The organism is Ruegeria atlantica (genome assembly GCF_013032455.1).
Taxonomy (GTDB): Bacteria; Pseudomonadota; Alphaproteobacteria; order Rhodobacterales; family Rhodobacteraceae; genus Ruegeria; species Ruegeria atlantica_B.
In genome coordinates this window covers 83,787-100,816 of record NZ_WQCF01000012.1, presented here as the reverse complement: position 1 = coordinate 100,816, position 17,030 = coordinate 83,787, and the positions used below count along the sequence as shown (strand labels likewise).

Here is a 17,030-nt window from a genome sequence, read left to right as displayed (position 1 = left end):
AGGTCGCCGACTTCGGACTGGTCGCCGACCTGTTCCAGGCCGTGCCGGAACTGACCGAGAAACTGGGCTGATCACAGCCTGAGCCGTTTCGAAGAAGTATCTTAAAAGGCCCGCCAAATGGCGGGCCTTTTTCAATGGAGGTCCCAGATCGGCCCTGCCAGTGCATCCGCGATGGATTTGTGCGCCGCAGGGCCGATCATATGCTCAGCCATTGGCTGCTGCAGGGTGCCGAACAGCATATCTTCGATCTCGTCAGATTGGCCGGACACATAGGCAGAAAGTTCGACACATTCCCGAGTGAACGAGCGAACGACGTCTAGCATCTGTTGCGTGACAGTGACCGGCCCCCTTTCGGTCGGAACGTCGTCTTTGTTTTGCAGGACCTTCAGGGCCAACAGAACAACCGGCGCATCCAGCTTTTGCAGTAAAGTGCTGATTTTCTGCACCCAATTGCGGCGCAGTTCGTCAGCCACTACTTCAAAGCGAGCGTCCTGATATCCTTGCAGCAAGCGCATCAGATGCCCCACGAAATGCACATTGGTGAAGTCGACCTCAGGATAAAGGTCGACCAAGGCAGCAGTTGGCGCCAGAACCCTGTCATTGCGCCGGGGATGAACCCGGTAAAATTGATTCGACTGGCTCAGAACACCGGGGGCCTGCAGAACACACAGCTTGGCCCCGTTCATCAGGTTGAACAGCCCAGCGTCGCCGCACAGCGCCTCGACCCCGCAGAAGAGGCTGCCAAAGTTCAGACAGCGCCGATCCAGCCGGTTTTCAAGAATCGCCGCATAAGGACTCTCGACAAACCGCCCATAGGTCTCATCTCCGCCGAAACAGCCTATGTAGGCTGTGTCCAGCGACCGCTCTGGGCCACGGAACCAAAGACGTGATTCACCATATTGGCATACTGCATGCCCGGCACCCGCCGAGCCTGTTTGATGATAGCTCATAACACTCACCCATTTTTCACCCAGTTGCCATCTTGCAGCCCCATGTCTTGAGAAAATCCTAATGTGCGCATTTGAAGCAAATTCGATGCGCCTGATCCCCTTGCCGCCCCTACCGATCTGCCAGTACTGTTCCCTCAATCCCTTGGCACAGAGGCATCAGAAAATGGACGTAAAATCAGTCGGAGTTATTGGCGCAGGTCAGATGGGCAACGGTATCGCCCATGTCCTAGCCCTGGCGGAGTATGACGTTCTACTGAATGACGTGAATCAGGACGCGCTTGAGGCTGCTTTGACCACGATCGAGGGCAACATGGCGCGTCAGGCCTCACGCGGGAAAATCACCGAAGAGGCGATGCAGGCCGCGCTTGGTCGTATCCAGACCACGCTTGCATTGCCTGAACTGGGGCAGACAGATTTGGTGATTGAAGCCGCCACCGAGCGCGAGACGATCAAACAGGCAATATTCGAGGATCTTCAGCCACATCTCCAGCCGCATACGATTCTGACCTCAAACACTTCATCTATCTCGATCACCCGGCTGGCCAGCCGCACGGATCGACCCGAGCGCTTTATGGGCTTCCACTTCATGAACCCTGTGCCCCTGATGCAGTTGGTTGAACTGATCCGCGGCATCGCCACTGATGAAGAGACTTTCAGCACCTGCAAGGCCGTCGTTGATCGCCTTGGCAAAACCGCTGCAAGTGCCGAGGATTTCCCCGCCTTTATCGTCAACCGTATTCTAATGCCGATGATCAACGAGGCGGTTTATACCCTTTATGAAGGCGTCGGAAACGTGCAATCCATCGACCAGTCGATGAAACTGGGCGCGAACCACCCGATGGGGCCTCTGGAATTGGCGGATTTCATTGGTTTGGATACCTGTCTGGCGATCATGAACGTGTTGCATGAAGGGTTGGCAGACACCAAATATCGCCCCTGCCCGCTACTGACGAAATATGTCGAAGCTGGGTGGCTGGGCCGCAAAACCGAGCGCGGGTTTTATGACTATCGGGGCGAGGTTCCGGTTCCGACTCGTTAAGGCAGGATGCGGTAAGGCAGAGGGGGCCAGCCCCCTCGCCCGGATGTTATCCGGGCTCACCCCTGGGATATTTTCGGCCAGATGAAGAGGCGGATCAGCCTTTGAGGGACTGCCCCAGCGACAATGTGTGCTTTCTGAGCCAGGCCATGAAGCCGCGCGGATCACGCTCCAGCAATTGCATATCCTCGTCAGAAATCGGGTCACCGATGAACGGAGATTGAGGTTTATGGCATGACCGCACGATCTCATGCAGCAACAGGCCCTGCCGCAGAATCGGGGAAATCCTGTTGGCAATCTGATAGGCGCGTGAGTTGCTGCCGGGAAAGAAGATCGGCACCACGCGTGCCCCGGAACGGCGGATCATTTTAGCCGTGAACACGTTCCACTCCCGCTCTTGCGCAGGGCCGAACCAATCGTCCGAGGACATCACGACACCCGATGGGAACAGGGCAACAACACCACCCTCTTTCAAGTGGTCCATGGCTTTGCCGCGCATCTCTAGCATTTTGCTTTGCGCTTCGGGGTCATGCGGGAAAGGCACAGGGATCATGAACGAGGTCGCAGCCTCATCCAGCCCAGTCAGGACTGAGCGGGTCAGAATCCGATAGTCACTGCGCACTTTGCCAATAAGTTCGGCCAGGATCATACCATCCACCATACCGTGAGGGTGATTGGCTACCACGACCACAGGCCCTTCTTTCGGAATACGCGCAATCTGCTCTTGCGGTGTGGTCAGGTTGATCCCCATGATCTCGAGCGCGCCGCCCCAGAACCGCTGACCCCGATAATATTCATTCTTCTTCTCGAACTTGTTGACCATACGCAGGATGGTCAGCTTGCCGGTACACCATTCGATCGCGCGAATGGCCGTCGAGGTCCAAGCGTCATCGAACGAGTTTGCATAGGTCAGGGTTCTACGATCGTAGATTTCGCCCTGATCAGTGGTCCCATCCGCCACCGGGCCGGTCTTCGTCTCGTGCGCTGTTTCCGCCAATTCCTGGTATTCCCGTTCTTCGTCGTGAGGCAGATGACGTCAGTACCCTTCCCCGAACTTGTCGTTCACCAAGGTTTCCAACGCATCAGCCAACGCCTCAGCATCCGGTCCGGACGTCTCGACGTCAATAGTCGTTCCGCGTGAGGCTGCCAACATCAAAAGACCCATAATGCTGTCGCCAGATGCAGAAAACCCATCCTTGGATACTTCGGCCTGTGCGTCAAAGCCCTCGACCACTTCAACCAGCTTGGCAGAGGCGCGGGCGTGCAGACCTTTTTCATTAATGATTTTCAAGCTTCGGTTGGTCATTCTTAATCAGTCCGGTCTTCTTCTAATGTCACATTTTGCGCATTGATATACTTGCGTCCAGCCTCCATCGCCTGCCGCACTGCATCCGCGATGGGCAGGTGGCGGGTTTTGGCCAGTTTGATCAACATAGGCAGGTTGGCACCGTACAGGATACGGCGATCCTGCGGGGTGCAGGCACGCAGGCTCAGATTCGATGGGCTGCCTCCGAACAGATCAGTCACCACAACCACACCATCCCCGACATCAACACTGTCGGCCGCCGCGCAGATTTCTGCCTGCTTGGCTTCACGGTCATGATCGGCCTCAATCGAAATTGCGATCAGGCCGGGCTGCTTTCCAACCACATGCTGCATGGCTGCCAGATATTCCTTGGCCAACCCACCATGTGCTACGAGTACAATCCCGATCAATCCGGCCTCACATTCAACGATCGACGTTCCATTTCGCGGTGCCTAATTGCCACTTGCTGCCCCTCTTGCGCAAGGGCCTTTGCGACCGCTTCTGCCATGGCCACCGATCTGTGTTGCCCGCCGGTACACCCAAAGGCCACTGACAAGTGTGCTTTGCCTTCTGCCCGGAAGGTCGGCAACAAGAGTTTCAACAGATCAACCACCCTCTCGAAAAATGGAGCATAATTTGCGTCGGTCTGGATATAGCGCGCCACATCCGGGTTTCGACCATCTTCCGCCCGCAATTCGGGTCTCCAGTATGGGTTGGCCAGGAACCGGCAGTCGAACACCATGTCCAATCCTCGCGGAAGCCCGCGTTTATACGAAAAGGATTCGATGGAGACTGCCAGATGCCGCCCGCCTTGCGGAGCGAACCAGCGCTCAACCTCTTCACGCAGTTGATGAACGTTCAGCGGGCTGGTGTCGATCAAAGTGTCCGCAATCTCGCGGATCGGTGCCAACAGCTCTTTTTCCTGCCGCACACCGGTTTCCGGACTAGCATCAGTGGCGACTGGGTGCCTCCGGCGGGTCTCAGAAAAGCGCCGTAGTAACACCTCATCACTGCAATCGAGGTACAGCGTCGTCAGGTCGACTTGTTCCATTCGTCGCAACCCGACCGCAAGCTCAATGAACCCAGTCGTCGAGAAGTCACGGTTGCGCGCGTCTATGCCCAAGGCCATAGGACGATCACTCTGTGAGCCATCAAGCAGACGCATCAACAGCCCCATGGGCAAATTGTCGATGGCCTCAAAACCCAGATCTTCGAGAACACGGATTGCGGTTGAACGGCCCGCGCCCGAAGGGCCGGTAACCAGAACTATACGCCTTTGCGGTGTCATGTGCTGGGCCATTCCGGATCCACTCGTCCCATCTTTAGCAACTGCATGAGCGCTTCTGCCAAATTGGGGATGCCCGCAGCCCTTAGCAAGGGAACAGATTGCCTCAACACATCGATAGTTATCGGCTCAGGCAGGCGGGCCGTCTCGGTTTTATCCAGGTCCACCACGTAGCTGACTGGCGTTTGACCTGCAGTTTCAGCACGAAGCAGTCCAACGCCTCGCACCTCGATCAGGCCGCAAAGGTTGGGTGCTGCGTCTGCCACGACCTTGTCATCGGCCCTTTGAAGGGACACCCGATCATCCGCAACCAACTTCGCCCCTAGCGACATCATCCGCAAGGCCAGCGCAGATTTACCCGCCCCCGAACGCCCCACAATCAGCGCACCCTGCCCTTCTACGGCAACGCAGGTTGCGTGGAGGATGGCACTGTCCTGATGTTGAAAATCCGAGAGGCTCTGACCACTCATGCGTCTACACGGGCAGTCCCACGACAAAGCGCGCGCCTTGCGGGTCGGACGTTATATCTGCCTCGGTCGGGCGGATATTCTCGGCCCAAATAACACCGCCATGGGCCTCGACAATCTGTTTCGAGATCGCCAGCCCCAGCCCCGAATTGTTACCGAAATGTTCGACCGGACGCTCTGAATAAAAGCGCTTGAATACTTTGGTCAATGCTTGCTCGGGAATACCTGGACCCGTGTCTTCAACCACAATCAAGACGCGATCTTCACGCCGCCGCACCCAGACACGAATTGCGTCATTCTCCTCGCAGAAGGAAATTGCGTTGGTGATCAGATTGACAAAAACCTGCGCCAGGCGCGCCTCAAGCCCGTTCACGATGATCGGTTGAGACGGCAAGTCGGTGATATATTCGATTCCCTTGGCCCGAGCGTCTTCACCCAGATACTGACCGATATTGCCGAGCAATTTTAGCAAGTCAAAGGGCTGCTCCTCTTCCTTGACCAATTCGGCATCAAGGCGCGAGGCATTGGAAATGTCGCTGACCAGACGGTCTAGCCGCCGCACATCGTGTTCAATAACGCTCAGAAGCTTTTCGCGCTGATCGTCCCGTTTAACCATGCGCAAGGTGCCAACGGCCGATTGAAGGCTGGCCAACGGGTTCTTGATCTCGTGCGCCACGTCAGCTGCAAACTGTTCGTTGGCGTCGATACGATTATAGAGCGCCGTTACCATTCCCCGCAGCGCACGGCTCAGCCGACCGATCTCATCCGGACGCGCGCTAAGATCCGGAATTCGGATGCGGCCGGGATTGACACCCACGCCTCGATCTTTGCCCGTCTCAGCAGCCGAAGCGAGGTCGGCCAGAGGGTTGGCAATTGTCGAAGCCAGCACAAGGCTCAACCCGATAGACACCAACAGTGCCACGACGAACATCTGCAGAATGCGCTCTTGTTCACGCCGGGCGATGGCGTCAATTTCCCCCGCAGGTCCAGCCATGGCCACTGCACCAACCGGCTGTCCATTCAACAATACAGGCGCGGCTGCTGCGATGACGGTCTGGCCGAGTTCGTCCTGAACAGCCCGAACATGCATCTTGCCTTCCAATGCCAGCGGAACGATCTCTTGCACACGCTGGGCAAGTGTAGGCGCATCTTCGCGAACGGAACCCGCAAATACCCGAGAAAGACCTGTCCACACTGCGTTCAGCGCATCGCTTATCAATGTACTTCCAGTGGGAACCTCTGCTTCTGACCGCATTAGGACCGGCATGTCAGATGAGGCGAATGCCCCGCGCGTCCATCCTATAAGTGTGCCACTTGCGTCATAAACAAAAACCTCGCCGCCATCGGGAAGGCTGAGTCCATCAAGTGTTTCTTTAACATCCAGCGCGGCCGCGTCCTGTGCTCCATCGGATAACTTCTGGCGCAGTTGTGCTTCGAAAACGTTGGTGACCAGCCGCGCGTCCCCGATCAGGTTACGCGCTGTCTGCTGGACCTGCTCGCCACGGGAATCGTCAAGGTAAAGAAGCCCGGTAACAAGAGTAACCAGCGCGACCAGATTAAAAGTGATGATTTTGCGCGCCAGCGGTGAACCATGTAGCGAAAACAGGTTACGGCGACGCGTTGCGCGCGACTCGGATGAATCGGTTTCTTGAGGGATGACCCAGTCATCCCCAAGAACGATATCACCGTCCCGCATTTCGCTGACTTGTTCCGTATCGCGCACGAGACCCGATTACCCCTTTTAAGCGATTAAGCTTACTCTTCGTTGTACCGGTATCCGATACCGTACAACGTTTCGATGGCTGAGAATTCAGAATCTGCGGCACGCATTTTCTTGCGCAGGCGCTTGATGTGGCTGTCGATGGTCCGGTCGTCGACATAGACCTGATCGTCATAGGCGACATCCATCAACTGGTCCCGGCTTTTGACGAAACCAGGGCGCTGGGCCAGGGCTTGTAACAGCAGGAACTCGGTCACAGTCAGAGAGACGTCGTTTCCCTTCCAACTAACTGCATGGCGCAAGGGGTCCATCCGCAGTTCACCACGTTCCATTACCTTTGTGTCGCCGGTGTTGGCGTTTGCTACATCACCCGAGGTTGCCTCTTGCCGGCGCAACAGCGCGCGGATGCGTTCAACCAACAGACGCTGCGAGAAAGGCTTTTTCACATAGTCATCCGCGCCCATACGGAGACCCAGTACTTCGTCGATCTCATCGTCTTTCGAAGTCAGAAAGATCACCGGCATCTGGGTTTTTTGTCTTAACCGTTGCAACAAATCCATGCCGTCCATGCGCGGCATCTTGATATCCAGAACGGCCATATCCGGTAATTTCTTATTGAAAGCGTCCAGCGCCGCTTGCCCGTCGTTATAGGTTTCCACCTCGAAACCCTCGGCTTCGAGCGTCATGGAAACAGACGTCAGAATGTTTCTGTCGTCGTCCACCAATGCAATCTTTGACATCGGGATTACCCCTATTCCTGCTCACTCATGCAATATTTCGCTTATTAGTAGGGCATTGTTGGCGTTTTTAGGACTGCGAATCAATCCGTATCTGCGAATCGTGCGATTGTTGTCACACAGCTGCGGCAAAAAAGCCGTTAATGCGCGCGAAAAAGCGCCTCGTTTTCCGGCAGGAAATTCGTGATGGCGCTAAACTTGAACTTGGTTGCGCTAACTGCGCCAAACCGTCCTGTTCATGCCCTAAACGACCGTGATAAGACGCGCCCAGCCGCCGGGCCTTTCCGGCACACTGCCCCAAGAGCGCACGCGACCCAAACACCGCAGCGCCGCCACAGGAGAAGACACACATGACATCTGGACGGGTTAACCCGCAATTCCGCCTCGAAGATCAGGGCATCGAGGGTCTGGGAAATGTCTATTACAACTTCATGGAACCGGCGTTGATTGAAGAGGCGCTCAAGCGCGGCGAAGGCACGCTTGGAAATGGCGGCGCCTTTCTGGTCACCACCGGCAAGTTCACTGGCCGCTCTCCCAAAGACAAACACGTCGTCAAAACCGACAGCGTTGCCGAAACCATCTGGTGGGAAAACAACGCCGAGATGAGCCCCGAAGGCTTTGACGCACTGTACGAAGACATGCTGGCCCACATGAAAGGCCGCGACTATTTCGTGCAGGATTTGGTTGGCGGCGCTGACCCGGCTTACTCGATCAACGTGCGCATGGTCACCGAACTGGCCTGGCACAACCTGTTCATCCGTCACCTGCTGCGCCGTCCGGACCGTGAGGACCTGAACGAGTTCATCGCTGACTTCACCGTCATTAACTGCCCCAGCTTCCAGGCTGACCCGGCCAAACACGGCTGCCGCAGCGAGACGGTGATCGCCCTGAATTTCGACCGCAAGCTAATCCTGATCGGTGGCACGGAGTACGCGGGTGAGAACAAGAAGTCCGTGTTTACCCTGCTGAACTACATGCTGCCAGAAAAAGGCGTGATGCCGATGCATTGCTCGGCCAACCACGCTGTTGGCAACCCGGTCGACACCGCCGTGTTCTTCGGCCTGTCTGGCACCGGGAAGACCACGCTGTCCGCGGACCCGGCGCGCACACTGATCGGTGATGACGAGCATGGCTGGTCGGATCGCGGTACCTTCAACTTTGAAGGCGGCTGCTATGCCAAGACGATCAATCTGAACGCCGAAGCCGAGCCCGAGATCTATGCAACGACCTCGAAATTCGGCACCGTGATCGAGAACATGGTCTTCGACCCCGAAACCAAAGAGCTGGATTTCGACGACGACTCGCTGACCGCAAACATGCGCTGTGCCTACCCGCTTGAGTATATCTCGAACGCATCCAGCAGTGCTCTGGGTGGTCACCCGAAGAACATCATCATGCTGACCTGTGATGCGTTCGGCGTGCTGCCTCCGATCGCGCGTCTGACCCCAGCGCAAGCTATGTATCACTTCCTGTCGGGCTTCACCTCAAAGGTGGCCGGGACCGAGCGTGGTGTTACCGAACCGCAGCCTACATTCTCGACCTGCTTCGGCGCGCCATTCATGCCGCGCCGCCCCGAGGCCTATGGCAACCTGCTGCGTGACAAGATCGCCCAGCACGGTGCCACCTGCTGGCTGGTCAACACTGGCTGGACCGGTGGTGCCTATGGCGTTGGCTCGCGGATGCCGATCAAGGCGACCCGCGCGCTGTTGACTGCGGCACTGGACGGCTCGCTCCGCGATGCTGAATTCCGCAAGGACGCCAATTTCGGCTTTGACGTGCCGGTCGCGGTGCCCGGTGTTGCCGAGGTTCTACTGGATCCGCGCCGCACCTGGGATGATCAGGCCGCGTTCGACAAACAGGCTGAGAAGCTGGTGCAGATGTTCGCAGAAAATTTTGAACAGTATCTTCCGTTCATCGACGAAGACATCAAAGCCGTCGCTATCGGTTAAGAGTTCAAGGGGGCGGCATCGCCCCCTTTTTCGTTTTTGGGCGCCTGAACGAATTCCTCTACTCCTGGTTGCATAATGCAGACTAAAGCCACAAATTCGTTGCTCGGTTGGTCCGATTCGGGCATTCTGCAACACCATTAGCAACAAATAAGCCCGGCGCTTTCGCACCGGGCGGGAAGTAGAAAAACCTTTGGGTAGCTCTAGCAACCACTCACATCTGCACGTTGAGCCGCCTAATGATACGACAAGTGTAAAGCAAAGGGGATGAGTGTCAACATGAGACCTTAATGAAGCCGATAACTACTCGGCATCTTTAAGTGCGTCTCCGGACAGCGACTGTTGGCACGGATTAGCAGGTAGACGATGACTGAAATCTCAAAACTGACCGAACTGCGCAAACTAATGCAAAGCATGGAACGGACCTTGGGCCTTGAGCAGCTGTCTCCGGTAGAGCGTGACATTTACTACGCGGCCGAAGAACTGTCCAAGTCTGACGATGAAGTCCGTACCTTCGGACTTATCGAGCACACGCTGGTTCAAAGCGTTTCGCGCCCGACTTTCTTCCGCGCGCTGAAATCGCTGGTTCAAAAAGGGTACTTATCGCAAAGCGGTACTGCCAATCGGGGACGGTATATCGTTCATGCCCCCAAGTAACGCCTCCAACCTGCGCAGTGTTGGCTGATACTCGTGCGCAGGTGGGCTACTGACACGCTCTTCGCCTCTTTGGCCTATGTCGTGGCATCTTACCTCACGTTTGAGGTTCTGATGCCGCTCCAAAACGTGTTTTTTCCTGAGTATCCCAGTCGGGCCAGTCTGCTTTTCCTGCCGCACGGCGTGCGGGTTCTGTCAGCATGGCTGTTGGGCTGGAGAGCGATATTTGCATTGCTGCCCGGAGTTTTTCTGGTCTTCGCCGCCCTGGGAGGCAGCGATGTCTTTCTGCCAAACCGTTTGATGGCCATGACCATTGCCGTCACGACCGTTCCAGCGGTGTTCTACCTATGCAAATGGGCAGGGTGGGACCTGTTCCCCCGACCGGATCGCAAACCGTGCTGGACCTGCATCATGGGGATCGGGATCATCACCTCATTCCTGGTTTCAAGCCTGACCAACTTGGCTTTCGGAAGTGCGCGGGTGGAATATGTCGCGTATCTGATCGGCGACATCTCGGGTCTGTTTTTTCTGATGCTGGGCCTGCATTTCACATTCCGGTTCGTGGACAAGCGGCGTTAACCTATAAACAGTCCCCGCCGTAACAGGTTCACACCCGCGACGAGCAGAACCAGCAGCGTCACCTTACGAAACACCACCTGATCAATTCGCGATTGCAACCGCAGACCAATCCACATCCCTGCAAGCGCCGGTGCTATCAGAACTGCCGAAAACGGTGCTGTTTTGGAGCTTAAGATGCCGGATCCCAGATGGGCTAACAACAGTGCCACCGCACCCAACCCATAGATCACCCCCTGCACCCGCATCTGCACTGCCTTGGGTGTGTTCAGCGCCGTCAGATAAGCAACGGTCGGAGGCCCCCAAATGCCCGACATCCCACCCACAAATCCGGCTATGGCGCCAATCATCACTTCGATTCGTGCCGACGGATTGCTGAGCTTCAGCCCCACACCTAGCACCTGTATCAGCGCAAAAACTGTAACCGCCACTCCGATTATCAGCAAAAAAGTCTGTGTCGGCACAACGCTGACCAACTGCGCCCCCAGCAGCAAGAACACCAGCCCAACAATCAGGAAAACGCGAAACTGCTTGATCGCGGAAACCGCAGCCGCAAAACCTTCACGCAATGCCTGAACGCCGTTGGTAACCAATGTGGGCAGGATTAACCCGGCAATCGCAATATCAGGCGGCAGGAACATGCTCAGCCCGGAAACCAGCACCATCGGCATGGCAAACCCAACCATACCTTTGACCCACCCCGCGACAAAAGCGACAGAAGTGGCCAACAGTAAGTCCTGAGGAGTGAACAATGAAAACAACGCCATACGTCCGTCATAGCACTGTTGACGCGCGCTGCACTGCAAAATCGTCAACGCAATTTTCGAACTTTTTAACGGCATGATTCGTATTTTTGTTGCGCTGCACGTGCAGCATGATATGACCAGACGACACCAGATAAGGACCTGATTCATGGCACATGACGGACAGGATATGACACAGATGACGACATCCGCGATTTTGCCCGACCTTCTAACATTGACCCGCGCGGCGCTGCCTGCGGTGGAAACGGTGTTCGAACGCGCCCGCGAGTCAGTCCGCGCAATGGTTACCGACGATGGTCGGGTCTCTGGCGCATTGATTGAGGCGCACCAGACCGCAGCGCATGGCCTGTCATGGCTGGCAACGTACAACCAGTCTTTGCAGCAGATGCAGCGTTGGGCCGATGCCTTGAACGCGGATGGCAAATTCGGTGAGATGGAACAGTTGCTGCACCAAATCGCTTTTGGTGAGTACCTGCACCAGATTGCGGGCGGCATCCCGATGAACCAGGGTGAGGTCGTGCGCCTGCAGGATATGGGCCTCGGCTGGGATGCGCTGTCTGGCTTCCAAAGCACCGAAATTCAGACGCTGATGGCGCAAGCCAACTCTCAGGCTGCCCGGACGCGACTGGTGGCCTTGATGGAGGAACAGGCCGGATCCACGATGTTCGGCGCCTCGGGTCTGGATGAAGAGCTGGAGATGATCCGCGACCAGTTCCGCCGCTATGCGCAGGAAAAGGTCGAACCGAACGCCCATGAATGGCACCTGAAGGACGAGCTGATTCCGATCGAAATCATCGAGGAACTGGCTGAGATGGGTGTCTTCGGCCTGACTATCCCCGAGGAATTCGGCGGCTTCGGACTGTCCAAAGCCTCGATGTGCGTAGTCTCCGAGGAGCTGTCGCGTGGCTATATCGGTGTTGGCTCGCTTGGCACCCGTTCCGAGATCGCGGCAGAACTGATCATCGCCGGCGGCACTGATGAGCAGAAAGCTAACTGGCTACCAAAACTGGCCAGCGCCGAGATTCTGCCCACTGCTGTTTTCACTGAGCCAAACACAGGTTCCGACCTTGGCAGCCTGCGCACCCGCGCCGTCAAGGATGAGAATGGCGATTATAAAATCACCGGCAACAAGACTTGGATCACACACGCCGCACGGACGCATGTGATGACCCTGCTGGCCCGTACAAACCCGGACAGCAAAGACCACCGTGGTCTGTCGATGTTCCTGGCGGAAAAGACACCGGGCACCGACGAGAACCCCTTCCCAACCCCCGGCATGACCGGTGGCGAGATCGAAGTTCTGGGCTATCGCGGCATGAAGGAATACGAGTTGGGCTTTGACGGATTCCACGTGAAGGGTGAGAACCTTTTGGGTGGCGAGGAAGGCAAAGGCTTCAAACAGCTGATGGAAACCTTCGAATCCGCCCGGATCCAAACCGCTGCTCGCGCTATCGGCGTGGCGCAAAGCGCGCTGGATATCGCCATGCAATATGCGCAAGACCGCAAACAGTTTGGTAAATCATTGATCAACTTCCCCCGCGTCTCGGGCAAGCTGGCAATGATGGCCGTAGAAATCATGATCGCGCGCCAGCTGACCTATTTCTCGGCCTGGGAAAAGGACCATGGTCAGCGCTGTGACCTTGAGGCCGGGATGGCCAAGCTGTTGGGCGCACGTGTGGCTTGGGCGGCAGCTGACAACGGATTGCAAATCCATGGCGGCAATGGCTTCGCGCTGGAATACAAAATCAGCCGTGTCCTGTGCGACGCGCGCATTCTGAACATTTTCGAAGGTGCTGCCGAAATTCAGGCACAGGTTATTGCGCGGCGTTTGCTGGGCTGACCGGTTTCGGCACTCCTGTTTCCCCAACTGACCCGGCCTTGCGCCGGGTCTTTTTCTATAACCACCCCAAACCACACTAAGATCGGGCAAATCCGCCGAAGCTACGGCATCTTCTTTGAACTCTGACAGAATTCCAGCTAGGGCAGCTAACAGGCTTTGGAAAAATAATGGCATTTGGAATGAGCAGACGACTATTTACACTTTGGGCGGCTCTTGCCCTTCTCGCGCTTGGCGGTTGCGCTGTTTCCAAGCCCACTGCAACTCAGAGCGATGTCGACGCTCTGGCGCAGACCATTCGGGCGCTGGGGCCAGAAGTCGATCCGGTCGAGGCGCAGAAGGCCGCAACCATCGCTTACTCCTATTCCCAGCAGTTGAAGAAGGAATGGAACGTCACCGACTCGGCGATCATCCACAACGCCAAGGTTATCAACGGCTTTCGCGAATTTGGCCTCTGCAATGACTGGGCTCAGGCCATGACCACACGTCTAAAGCAAGAGAACTTCCGCACATTGGATCTGCACTGGGCCACTTCCCCGCCAACTGCATTTCGTATCATCCACCATTCGGCTGCAATCAGCGCCAAGGGGGATTCGATGTATGATGGCCTTATTCTGGACCCGTGGCGCAACAGCGGCACCCTGTACTGGGCTCCGATGCGCGAGGACACGCGGTACAACTGGAAACCCCGCCTGGAGGTACGCAAAGCGCTTCTGAACGGTGAAAACCCTTACTGACGCCAACTTTCAATTGGTCTAATTCCTATTTATGACACGCCTGATTCTGACCCTTCCTCTGCTCGCCCTGTTTCAATGCGAAAAGGATGAAACCGTGGCTGCGTATGGTGCGGCCGATCAGACATGGGCGCTGCAGGAAATCGACGGCCAACCTTTCGAGGCCAGCGCATTGCTGCGTTTTCCAGAAGAGGGCCGGATCGAGGGCAACGCCCCCTGCAACAGCTATAGCGGAACCCTGAACGCGCCTTATCCGTGGTTCGAAATACAGGATCTGGCCGCCACGCGCGCCACTTGTTCCGGGCTCGAGTCCGAAGGGTTCTATTTTGCTGCTCTCATGGCCATGACCCAATCCGAAGTGTCTGGAAATGTACTGATCCTGCGCAATGACGACGGCCACGAAATGGTGTTCACAGCCGTCGAGTGAACTGGTCCAAGAACCGCGCCCGCGCTTCGGGCAATGGATGATGGCCCAATGACGGGGCCAGATGGTGCTTCAGAAAATAGCCGGTGGTATTTAAGCCTTGGGAGATCTCGGCGTCCGGCGCGGTTCCTTCGCCGCGCAAGCAGGGCGGCAGAGGCAACAGCTTGTCCGCCCATTCCCCTGCCCCTTTGGCGCTGACTGCTCGACCGGTTTTCGGTGACACATAGACCAATCCCTCTGTCGCCCCTGTCACGGCACAAGCTGACAGGTCGAGGCCAAATCCCAATTCCTCAAGCAGCGCCAGCTCCCAGCGCAGATAAGCCAGCGGCCAGATGTCATCCTGCCCCAGCAGGTCCATCAGTTGTTCGGTTTGCTTGTAAATCGCCGGATGAGGTTCCCGGTCAGGAAGGCAGAATGAGAGCAGCGCCACTACCCCATTCAACCCCGCCAGCGCTAGCCGCCCCGAAAACGCCGCCGCCGCGCGGGATCGTAGCGGCTCAACCTGAAAGGTGCCGATGTGTTCCTCTAGCCGCGCCCGCCAGAGCACATCCAGTTGCGCCCCCGGTTGCAGTATGGGAGCGATTTTGCGGCTGGTTCCGCCACGTACCACGCCCGCGTGACGTCCGTGACCTTCGGTAAAAACCTCAATGATCGCCGATGTCTCGCCATGGCGACGGGAACTCAGAAGTATACCGTGATCGCGCCAGTCCAATGCTTCCTCAACTCTTTCAAGAAGATTTAGAAAACTCAATCGCAACCCATGCGCTTCTGCAAGGACAAAGCCTGCACGTAGCAATTTTTTGTTTTTCGAAAGTGGGAATGATCCACTTAGCGTGTCCCTCCGTATCTAATTTGTAGTTAAAACTTGGGAGGGAAAAAATGCGCCATCTATTGTCTTCGGTAACGATCCTTGTTGTCACTGCTGGCCTTGCAAACGCGGGTTCGGAAAACAGCAACGCAAGTGCTGCTCGAAACATGGCTGATACGCTTTCGTCAACACCTGGTATCGGAGGAGCCGCTCCCACAGTCAGTGGAAAAAATGCGGCAAAAGGCGACAGCGGCTGGGGAAATGCAGGATCGCGAGAGGTTTCCGGCCAGCAAGTATCGCGTGGGAAAAAAGGCAATCGATAAAGCCTCAGACGAGGCAGAGAATACTAACCGTTTCTGACGACGCGTTGGTTCTGGCCAGCGCGTCGAACTCTATCAGCAGAAGCTAAACACTTCGACGCTGCGAGGTTCCTATTCAAGCCCCTCTTCGCCCAACAAGTGCCGCCCTTCTCGGTCTTCGACCTCAATCACCCAGAGGTCAGGATCAAAACTCCGCTGGCGTTGGATTGCGTTGTCTACGTCAGTCTCTGGTCCGCTGGACAGTTCGACCCATTTGCGCTCACCGCTCATCAGGTCAAAGCTGCGTTGGAATGCAATCGCTTGACCATTAAGCGTGTTCAGCTTGACCAGAACAGCGCCTGCTGTGTCGTCTCCGTGGGCGACAACAAAGGCCGGAATCTCCTGAAACCGTAGCCGCGCCAGATAGGCATGGACCCAAAACTCAGCCGTCAGGCGGGTCATGCGTTGCCGTCTTTAAAGTCCAACCCCATTTCCGAGTAACGCTCGGACTCCTCCAGCCAATTCGGCCGGACTTTCACTTGCAGGAACAGGTGAATCTTGCGGTCGAGAAATTCTTCCAGTTCGGCCCGAGCTGCCTGACTGACGGCCTTGATGGTCTCACCGCGTTTGCCCAGAACGATGCCCTTGTGACCGTCGCGCATGACATAGATGACCTGATCGATCTTGGCGGAACCGTCCTTGCGCTCCTCCCAGTTCTCGGTCTCGACCGTCAGCTGGTAGGGCAGTTCCTGATGTAGGCGCAGGGTCAATTTCTCGCGCGTCATCTCGGCTGCGATCATACGTAGGGGCAGATCGGCGATCTGATCTTCGGGGTAAAGCCACGGGCCCTCGGGCAGTTCCGCCGCAAGCCAAGCCCGCAGATCATCGACGCCGTAACCCTTTTCAGCGGAGATCATGAAGGTTTCGGCAAATGGATAGCGTGCGTTCAGGTCGCTGGTCAGCGCCAGAAGCTTCTCGCTCGGGACCTTGTCGATCTTGTTGATCGCCAGCGCGATGGTGCGGCCCTGCCCGATCTCTTCCAAACCTTCGAGGATGCGTTCGACCCCTTCGGTGATACCACGGTGGGCCTCGACCATCAGAACGACGACATCAGCATCCGCAGCGCCGCCCCAGGCGGCTGCGACCATGGCACGGTCCAGACGGCGGCGGGGTTTGAACAGGCCAGGAGTGTCGACAAAGACCAGTTGCGCGTCGCCCTCCATTGCCACGCCACGAATGCGCGCGCGGGTGGTTTGTACCTTGTGCGTCACGATCGAGACCTTGGCCCCGACCATACGGTTCAAAAGGGTGGATTTGCCTGCGTTGGGCTCTCCGATCAGGGCGATAAATCCGGCGCGTGTGGTCATGTGTCCTGCGATCCTGTTTGCAAGTGCGCACCCCTATAGCAGAAAGCCACCGTGGGCCAGAGGGATTTGTCGCAATACCGCCATGCGTTTAAGGTGACAGGGTTGCCGCACGATACTCCG

The 17,030-nt window shown here is 56.7% G+C and carries 20 protein-coding genes and 1 pseudogene; 9 read left to right on the top strand and 12 right to left on the bottom strand.

The window, feature by feature from the left end; translation table 11 throughout:
* Positions 1-71: pseudogene (locus GOW93_RS20800) on the top strand (electron transfer flavoprotein subunit alpha); the annotation flags it as partial.
* Positions 72-131: 60 nt separating this feature from the next.
* Here the strand turns inward: GOW93_RS20800 and GOW93_RS17925 are convergent.
* Positions 132-950, bottom strand: coding sequence for a DUF6473 family protein (locus GOW93_RS17925; RefSeq protein WP_254443674.1), 819 nt, complete (start codon positions 948-950; stop codon positions 132-134).
* A 163-nt stretch (positions 951-1,113) separates the two neighbouring features.
* Here GOW93_RS17925 and GOW93_RS17920 point away from each other — a divergent pair, with 163 nt between their 5' ends.
* On the top strand, positions 1,114-1,989 hold the full coding sequence (locus GOW93_RS17920) for a 3-hydroxybutyryl-CoA dehydrogenase (protein ID WP_170387274.1): 876 nt from the start codon (positions 1,114-1,116) through the stop codon (positions 1,987-1,989).
* Positions 1,990-2,083: 94 nt separating this feature from the next.
* Here the strand turns inward: GOW93_RS17920 and GOW93_RS17915 are convergent, their stop codons facing one another.
* From GOW93_RS17915 to GOW93_RS17885, 7 genes are read right to left on the bottom strand one after another with little or no spacing between them, the layout of a single operon-like run.
* Complete coding sequence (locus GOW93_RS17915) at positions 2,084-2,983, bottom strand: lysophospholipid acyltransferase family protein (protein WP_170387272.1); 900 nt, start codon at positions 2,981-2,983, stop codon at positions 2,084-2,086.
* 39 nt (positions 2,984-3,022) lie between these two features.
* Positions 3,023-3,292 carry an HPr family phosphocarrier protein gene (locus GOW93_RS17910; RefSeq protein ID WP_170387270.1) on the bottom strand — a complete coding sequence of 90 codons (270 nt, stop codon included), beginning with the start codon at positions 3,290-3,292 and terminating at the stop codon, positions 3,023-3,025.
* Positions 3,293-3,294: 2 nt separating this feature from the next.
* A complete protein-coding gene (locus tag GOW93_RS17905; protein ID WP_170387268.1) occupies positions 3,295-3,702 on the bottom strand; it encodes a PTS sugar transporter subunit IIA in 408 nt (135 codons plus the stop codon).
* Positions 3,699-4,580, bottom strand: coding sequence for an RNase adapter RapZ (rapZ, locus tag GOW93_RS17900; RefSeq protein WP_170387266.1), 882 nt, complete (start codon positions 4,578-4,580; stop codon positions 3,699-3,701). Before rapZ ends, GOW93_RS17905 begins: the two co-directional genes overlap by 4 nt.
* Positions 4,577-5,047 carry an HPr kinase/phosphorylase gene (locus GOW93_RS17895; protein ID WP_170387264.1) on the bottom strand — a complete coding sequence of 157 codons (471 nt, stop codon included), beginning with the start codon at positions 5,045-5,047 and terminating at the stop codon, positions 4,577-4,579. Before GOW93_RS17895 ends, rapZ begins: the two co-directional genes overlap by 4 nt.
* Before the next feature lie 4 nt (positions 5,048-5,051).
* Complete coding sequence (locus GOW93_RS17890) at positions 5,052-6,767, bottom strand: sensor histidine kinase (RefSeq protein WP_438826202.1); 1,716 nt, start codon at positions 6,765-6,767, stop codon at positions 5,052-5,054.
* Positions 6,768-6,799: 32 nt separating this feature from the next.
* Positions 6,800-7,504 (bottom strand): response regulator transcription factor, encoded by a 705-nt coding sequence (locus GOW93_RS17885; RefSeq protein WP_170387263.1) that lies wholly within the window; start codon positions 7,502-7,504, stop codon positions 6,800-6,802.
* A gap of 347 nt (positions 7,505-7,851) precedes the next feature.
* Here GOW93_RS17885 and GOW93_RS17880 point away from each other — a divergent pair, with 347 nt between their 5' ends.
* The 3 genes from GOW93_RS17880 to GOW93_RS17870 all read left to right on the top strand — a co-directional run bounded on the left by GOW93_RS17880 (position 7,852) and on the right by GOW93_RS17870 (position 10,680).
* Positions 7,852-9,450 carry a phosphoenolpyruvate carboxykinase gene (locus GOW93_RS17880; RefSeq protein WP_170387261.1) on the top strand — a complete coding sequence of 533 codons (1,599 nt, stop codon included), beginning with the start codon at positions 7,852-7,854 and terminating at the stop codon, positions 9,448-9,450.
* Between the two features lie 363 nt (positions 9,451-9,813).
* Entirely contained in the window at positions 9,814-10,104 is a 291-nt protein-coding gene (locus GOW93_RS17875) for a hypothetical protein (RefSeq protein ID WP_170350384.1), read from the top strand.
* A gap of 111 nt (positions 10,105-10,215) precedes the next feature.
* Complete coding sequence (locus tag GOW93_RS17870; RefSeq protein ID WP_254443673.1) at positions 10,216-10,680, top strand: hypothetical protein; 465 nt, start codon at positions 10,216-10,218, stop codon at positions 10,678-10,680.
* Here GOW93_RS17870 and GOW93_RS17865 read toward each other — a convergent pair.
* Positions 10,677-11,444 carry a sulfite exporter TauE/SafE family protein gene (locus GOW93_RS17865; RefSeq protein WP_170387259.1) on the bottom strand — a complete coding sequence of 256 codons (768 nt, stop codon included), beginning with the start codon at positions 11,442-11,444 and terminating at the stop codon, positions 10,677-10,679. The two genes, GOW93_RS17870 and GOW93_RS17865, sit on opposite strands and share 4 nt — an antisense overlap.
* Positions 11,445-11,589: 145 nt before the next feature.
* On the opposite strand from GOW93_RS17865, the gene GOW93_RS17860 reads away from it, so the two are divergent.
* The 3 genes from GOW93_RS17860 to GOW93_RS17850 all read left to right on the top strand — a co-directional run bounded on the left by GOW93_RS17860 (position 11,590) and on the right by GOW93_RS17850 (position 14,439).
* Positions 11,590-13,281, top strand: coding sequence for an acyl-CoA dehydrogenase family protein (locus GOW93_RS17860; RefSeq protein ID WP_170387257.1), 1,692 nt, complete (start codon positions 11,590-11,592; stop codon positions 13,279-13,281).
* 179 nt (positions 13,282-13,460) lie between these two features.
* A complete protein-coding gene (locus GOW93_RS17855) occupies positions 13,461-14,015 on the top strand; it encodes a hypothetical protein (RefSeq protein ID WP_170387255.1) in 555 nt (184 codons plus the stop codon).
* A 31-nt stretch (positions 14,016-14,046) separates the two neighbouring features.
* Complete coding sequence (locus GOW93_RS17850; protein ID WP_170387253.1) at positions 14,047-14,439, top strand: META domain-containing protein; 393 nt, start codon at positions 14,047-14,049, stop codon at positions 14,437-14,439.
* Here the strand turns inward: GOW93_RS17850 and recO are convergent.
* On the bottom strand, positions 14,423-15,148 hold the full coding sequence (gene recO / locus GOW93_RS17845) for a DNA repair protein RecO (RefSeq protein ID WP_170387282.1): 726 nt from the start codon (positions 15,146-15,148) through the stop codon (positions 14,423-14,425). The genes GOW93_RS17850 and recO overlap by 17 nt on opposite strands.
* Before the next feature lie 167 nt (positions 15,149-15,315).
* On the opposite strand from recO, the gene GOW93_RS17840 reads away from it, so the two are divergent.
* A complete protein-coding gene (locus GOW93_RS17840; RefSeq protein ID WP_170387251.1) occupies positions 15,316-15,567 on the top strand; it encodes a hypothetical protein in 252 nt (83 codons plus the stop codon).
* Between the two features lie 108 nt (positions 15,568-15,675).
* Here GOW93_RS17840 and GOW93_RS17835 read toward each other — a convergent pair whose 3' ends face one another.
* Together GOW93_RS17835 and era are read right to left on the bottom strand one after the other, a co-directional pair.
* Positions 15,676-16,005, bottom strand: coding sequence for a DUF1491 family protein (locus GOW93_RS17835; protein WP_170387249.1), 330 nt, complete (start codon positions 16,003-16,005; stop codon positions 15,676-15,678).
* Entirely contained in the window at positions 16,002-16,910 is a 909-nt protein-coding gene (era, locus tag GOW93_RS17830; protein ID WP_170333705.1) for a GTPase Era, read from the bottom strand. Before era ends, GOW93_RS17835 begins: the two co-directional genes overlap by 4 nt.
* Between the last annotated feature and the right edge of the window lie 120 nt (positions 16,911-17,030).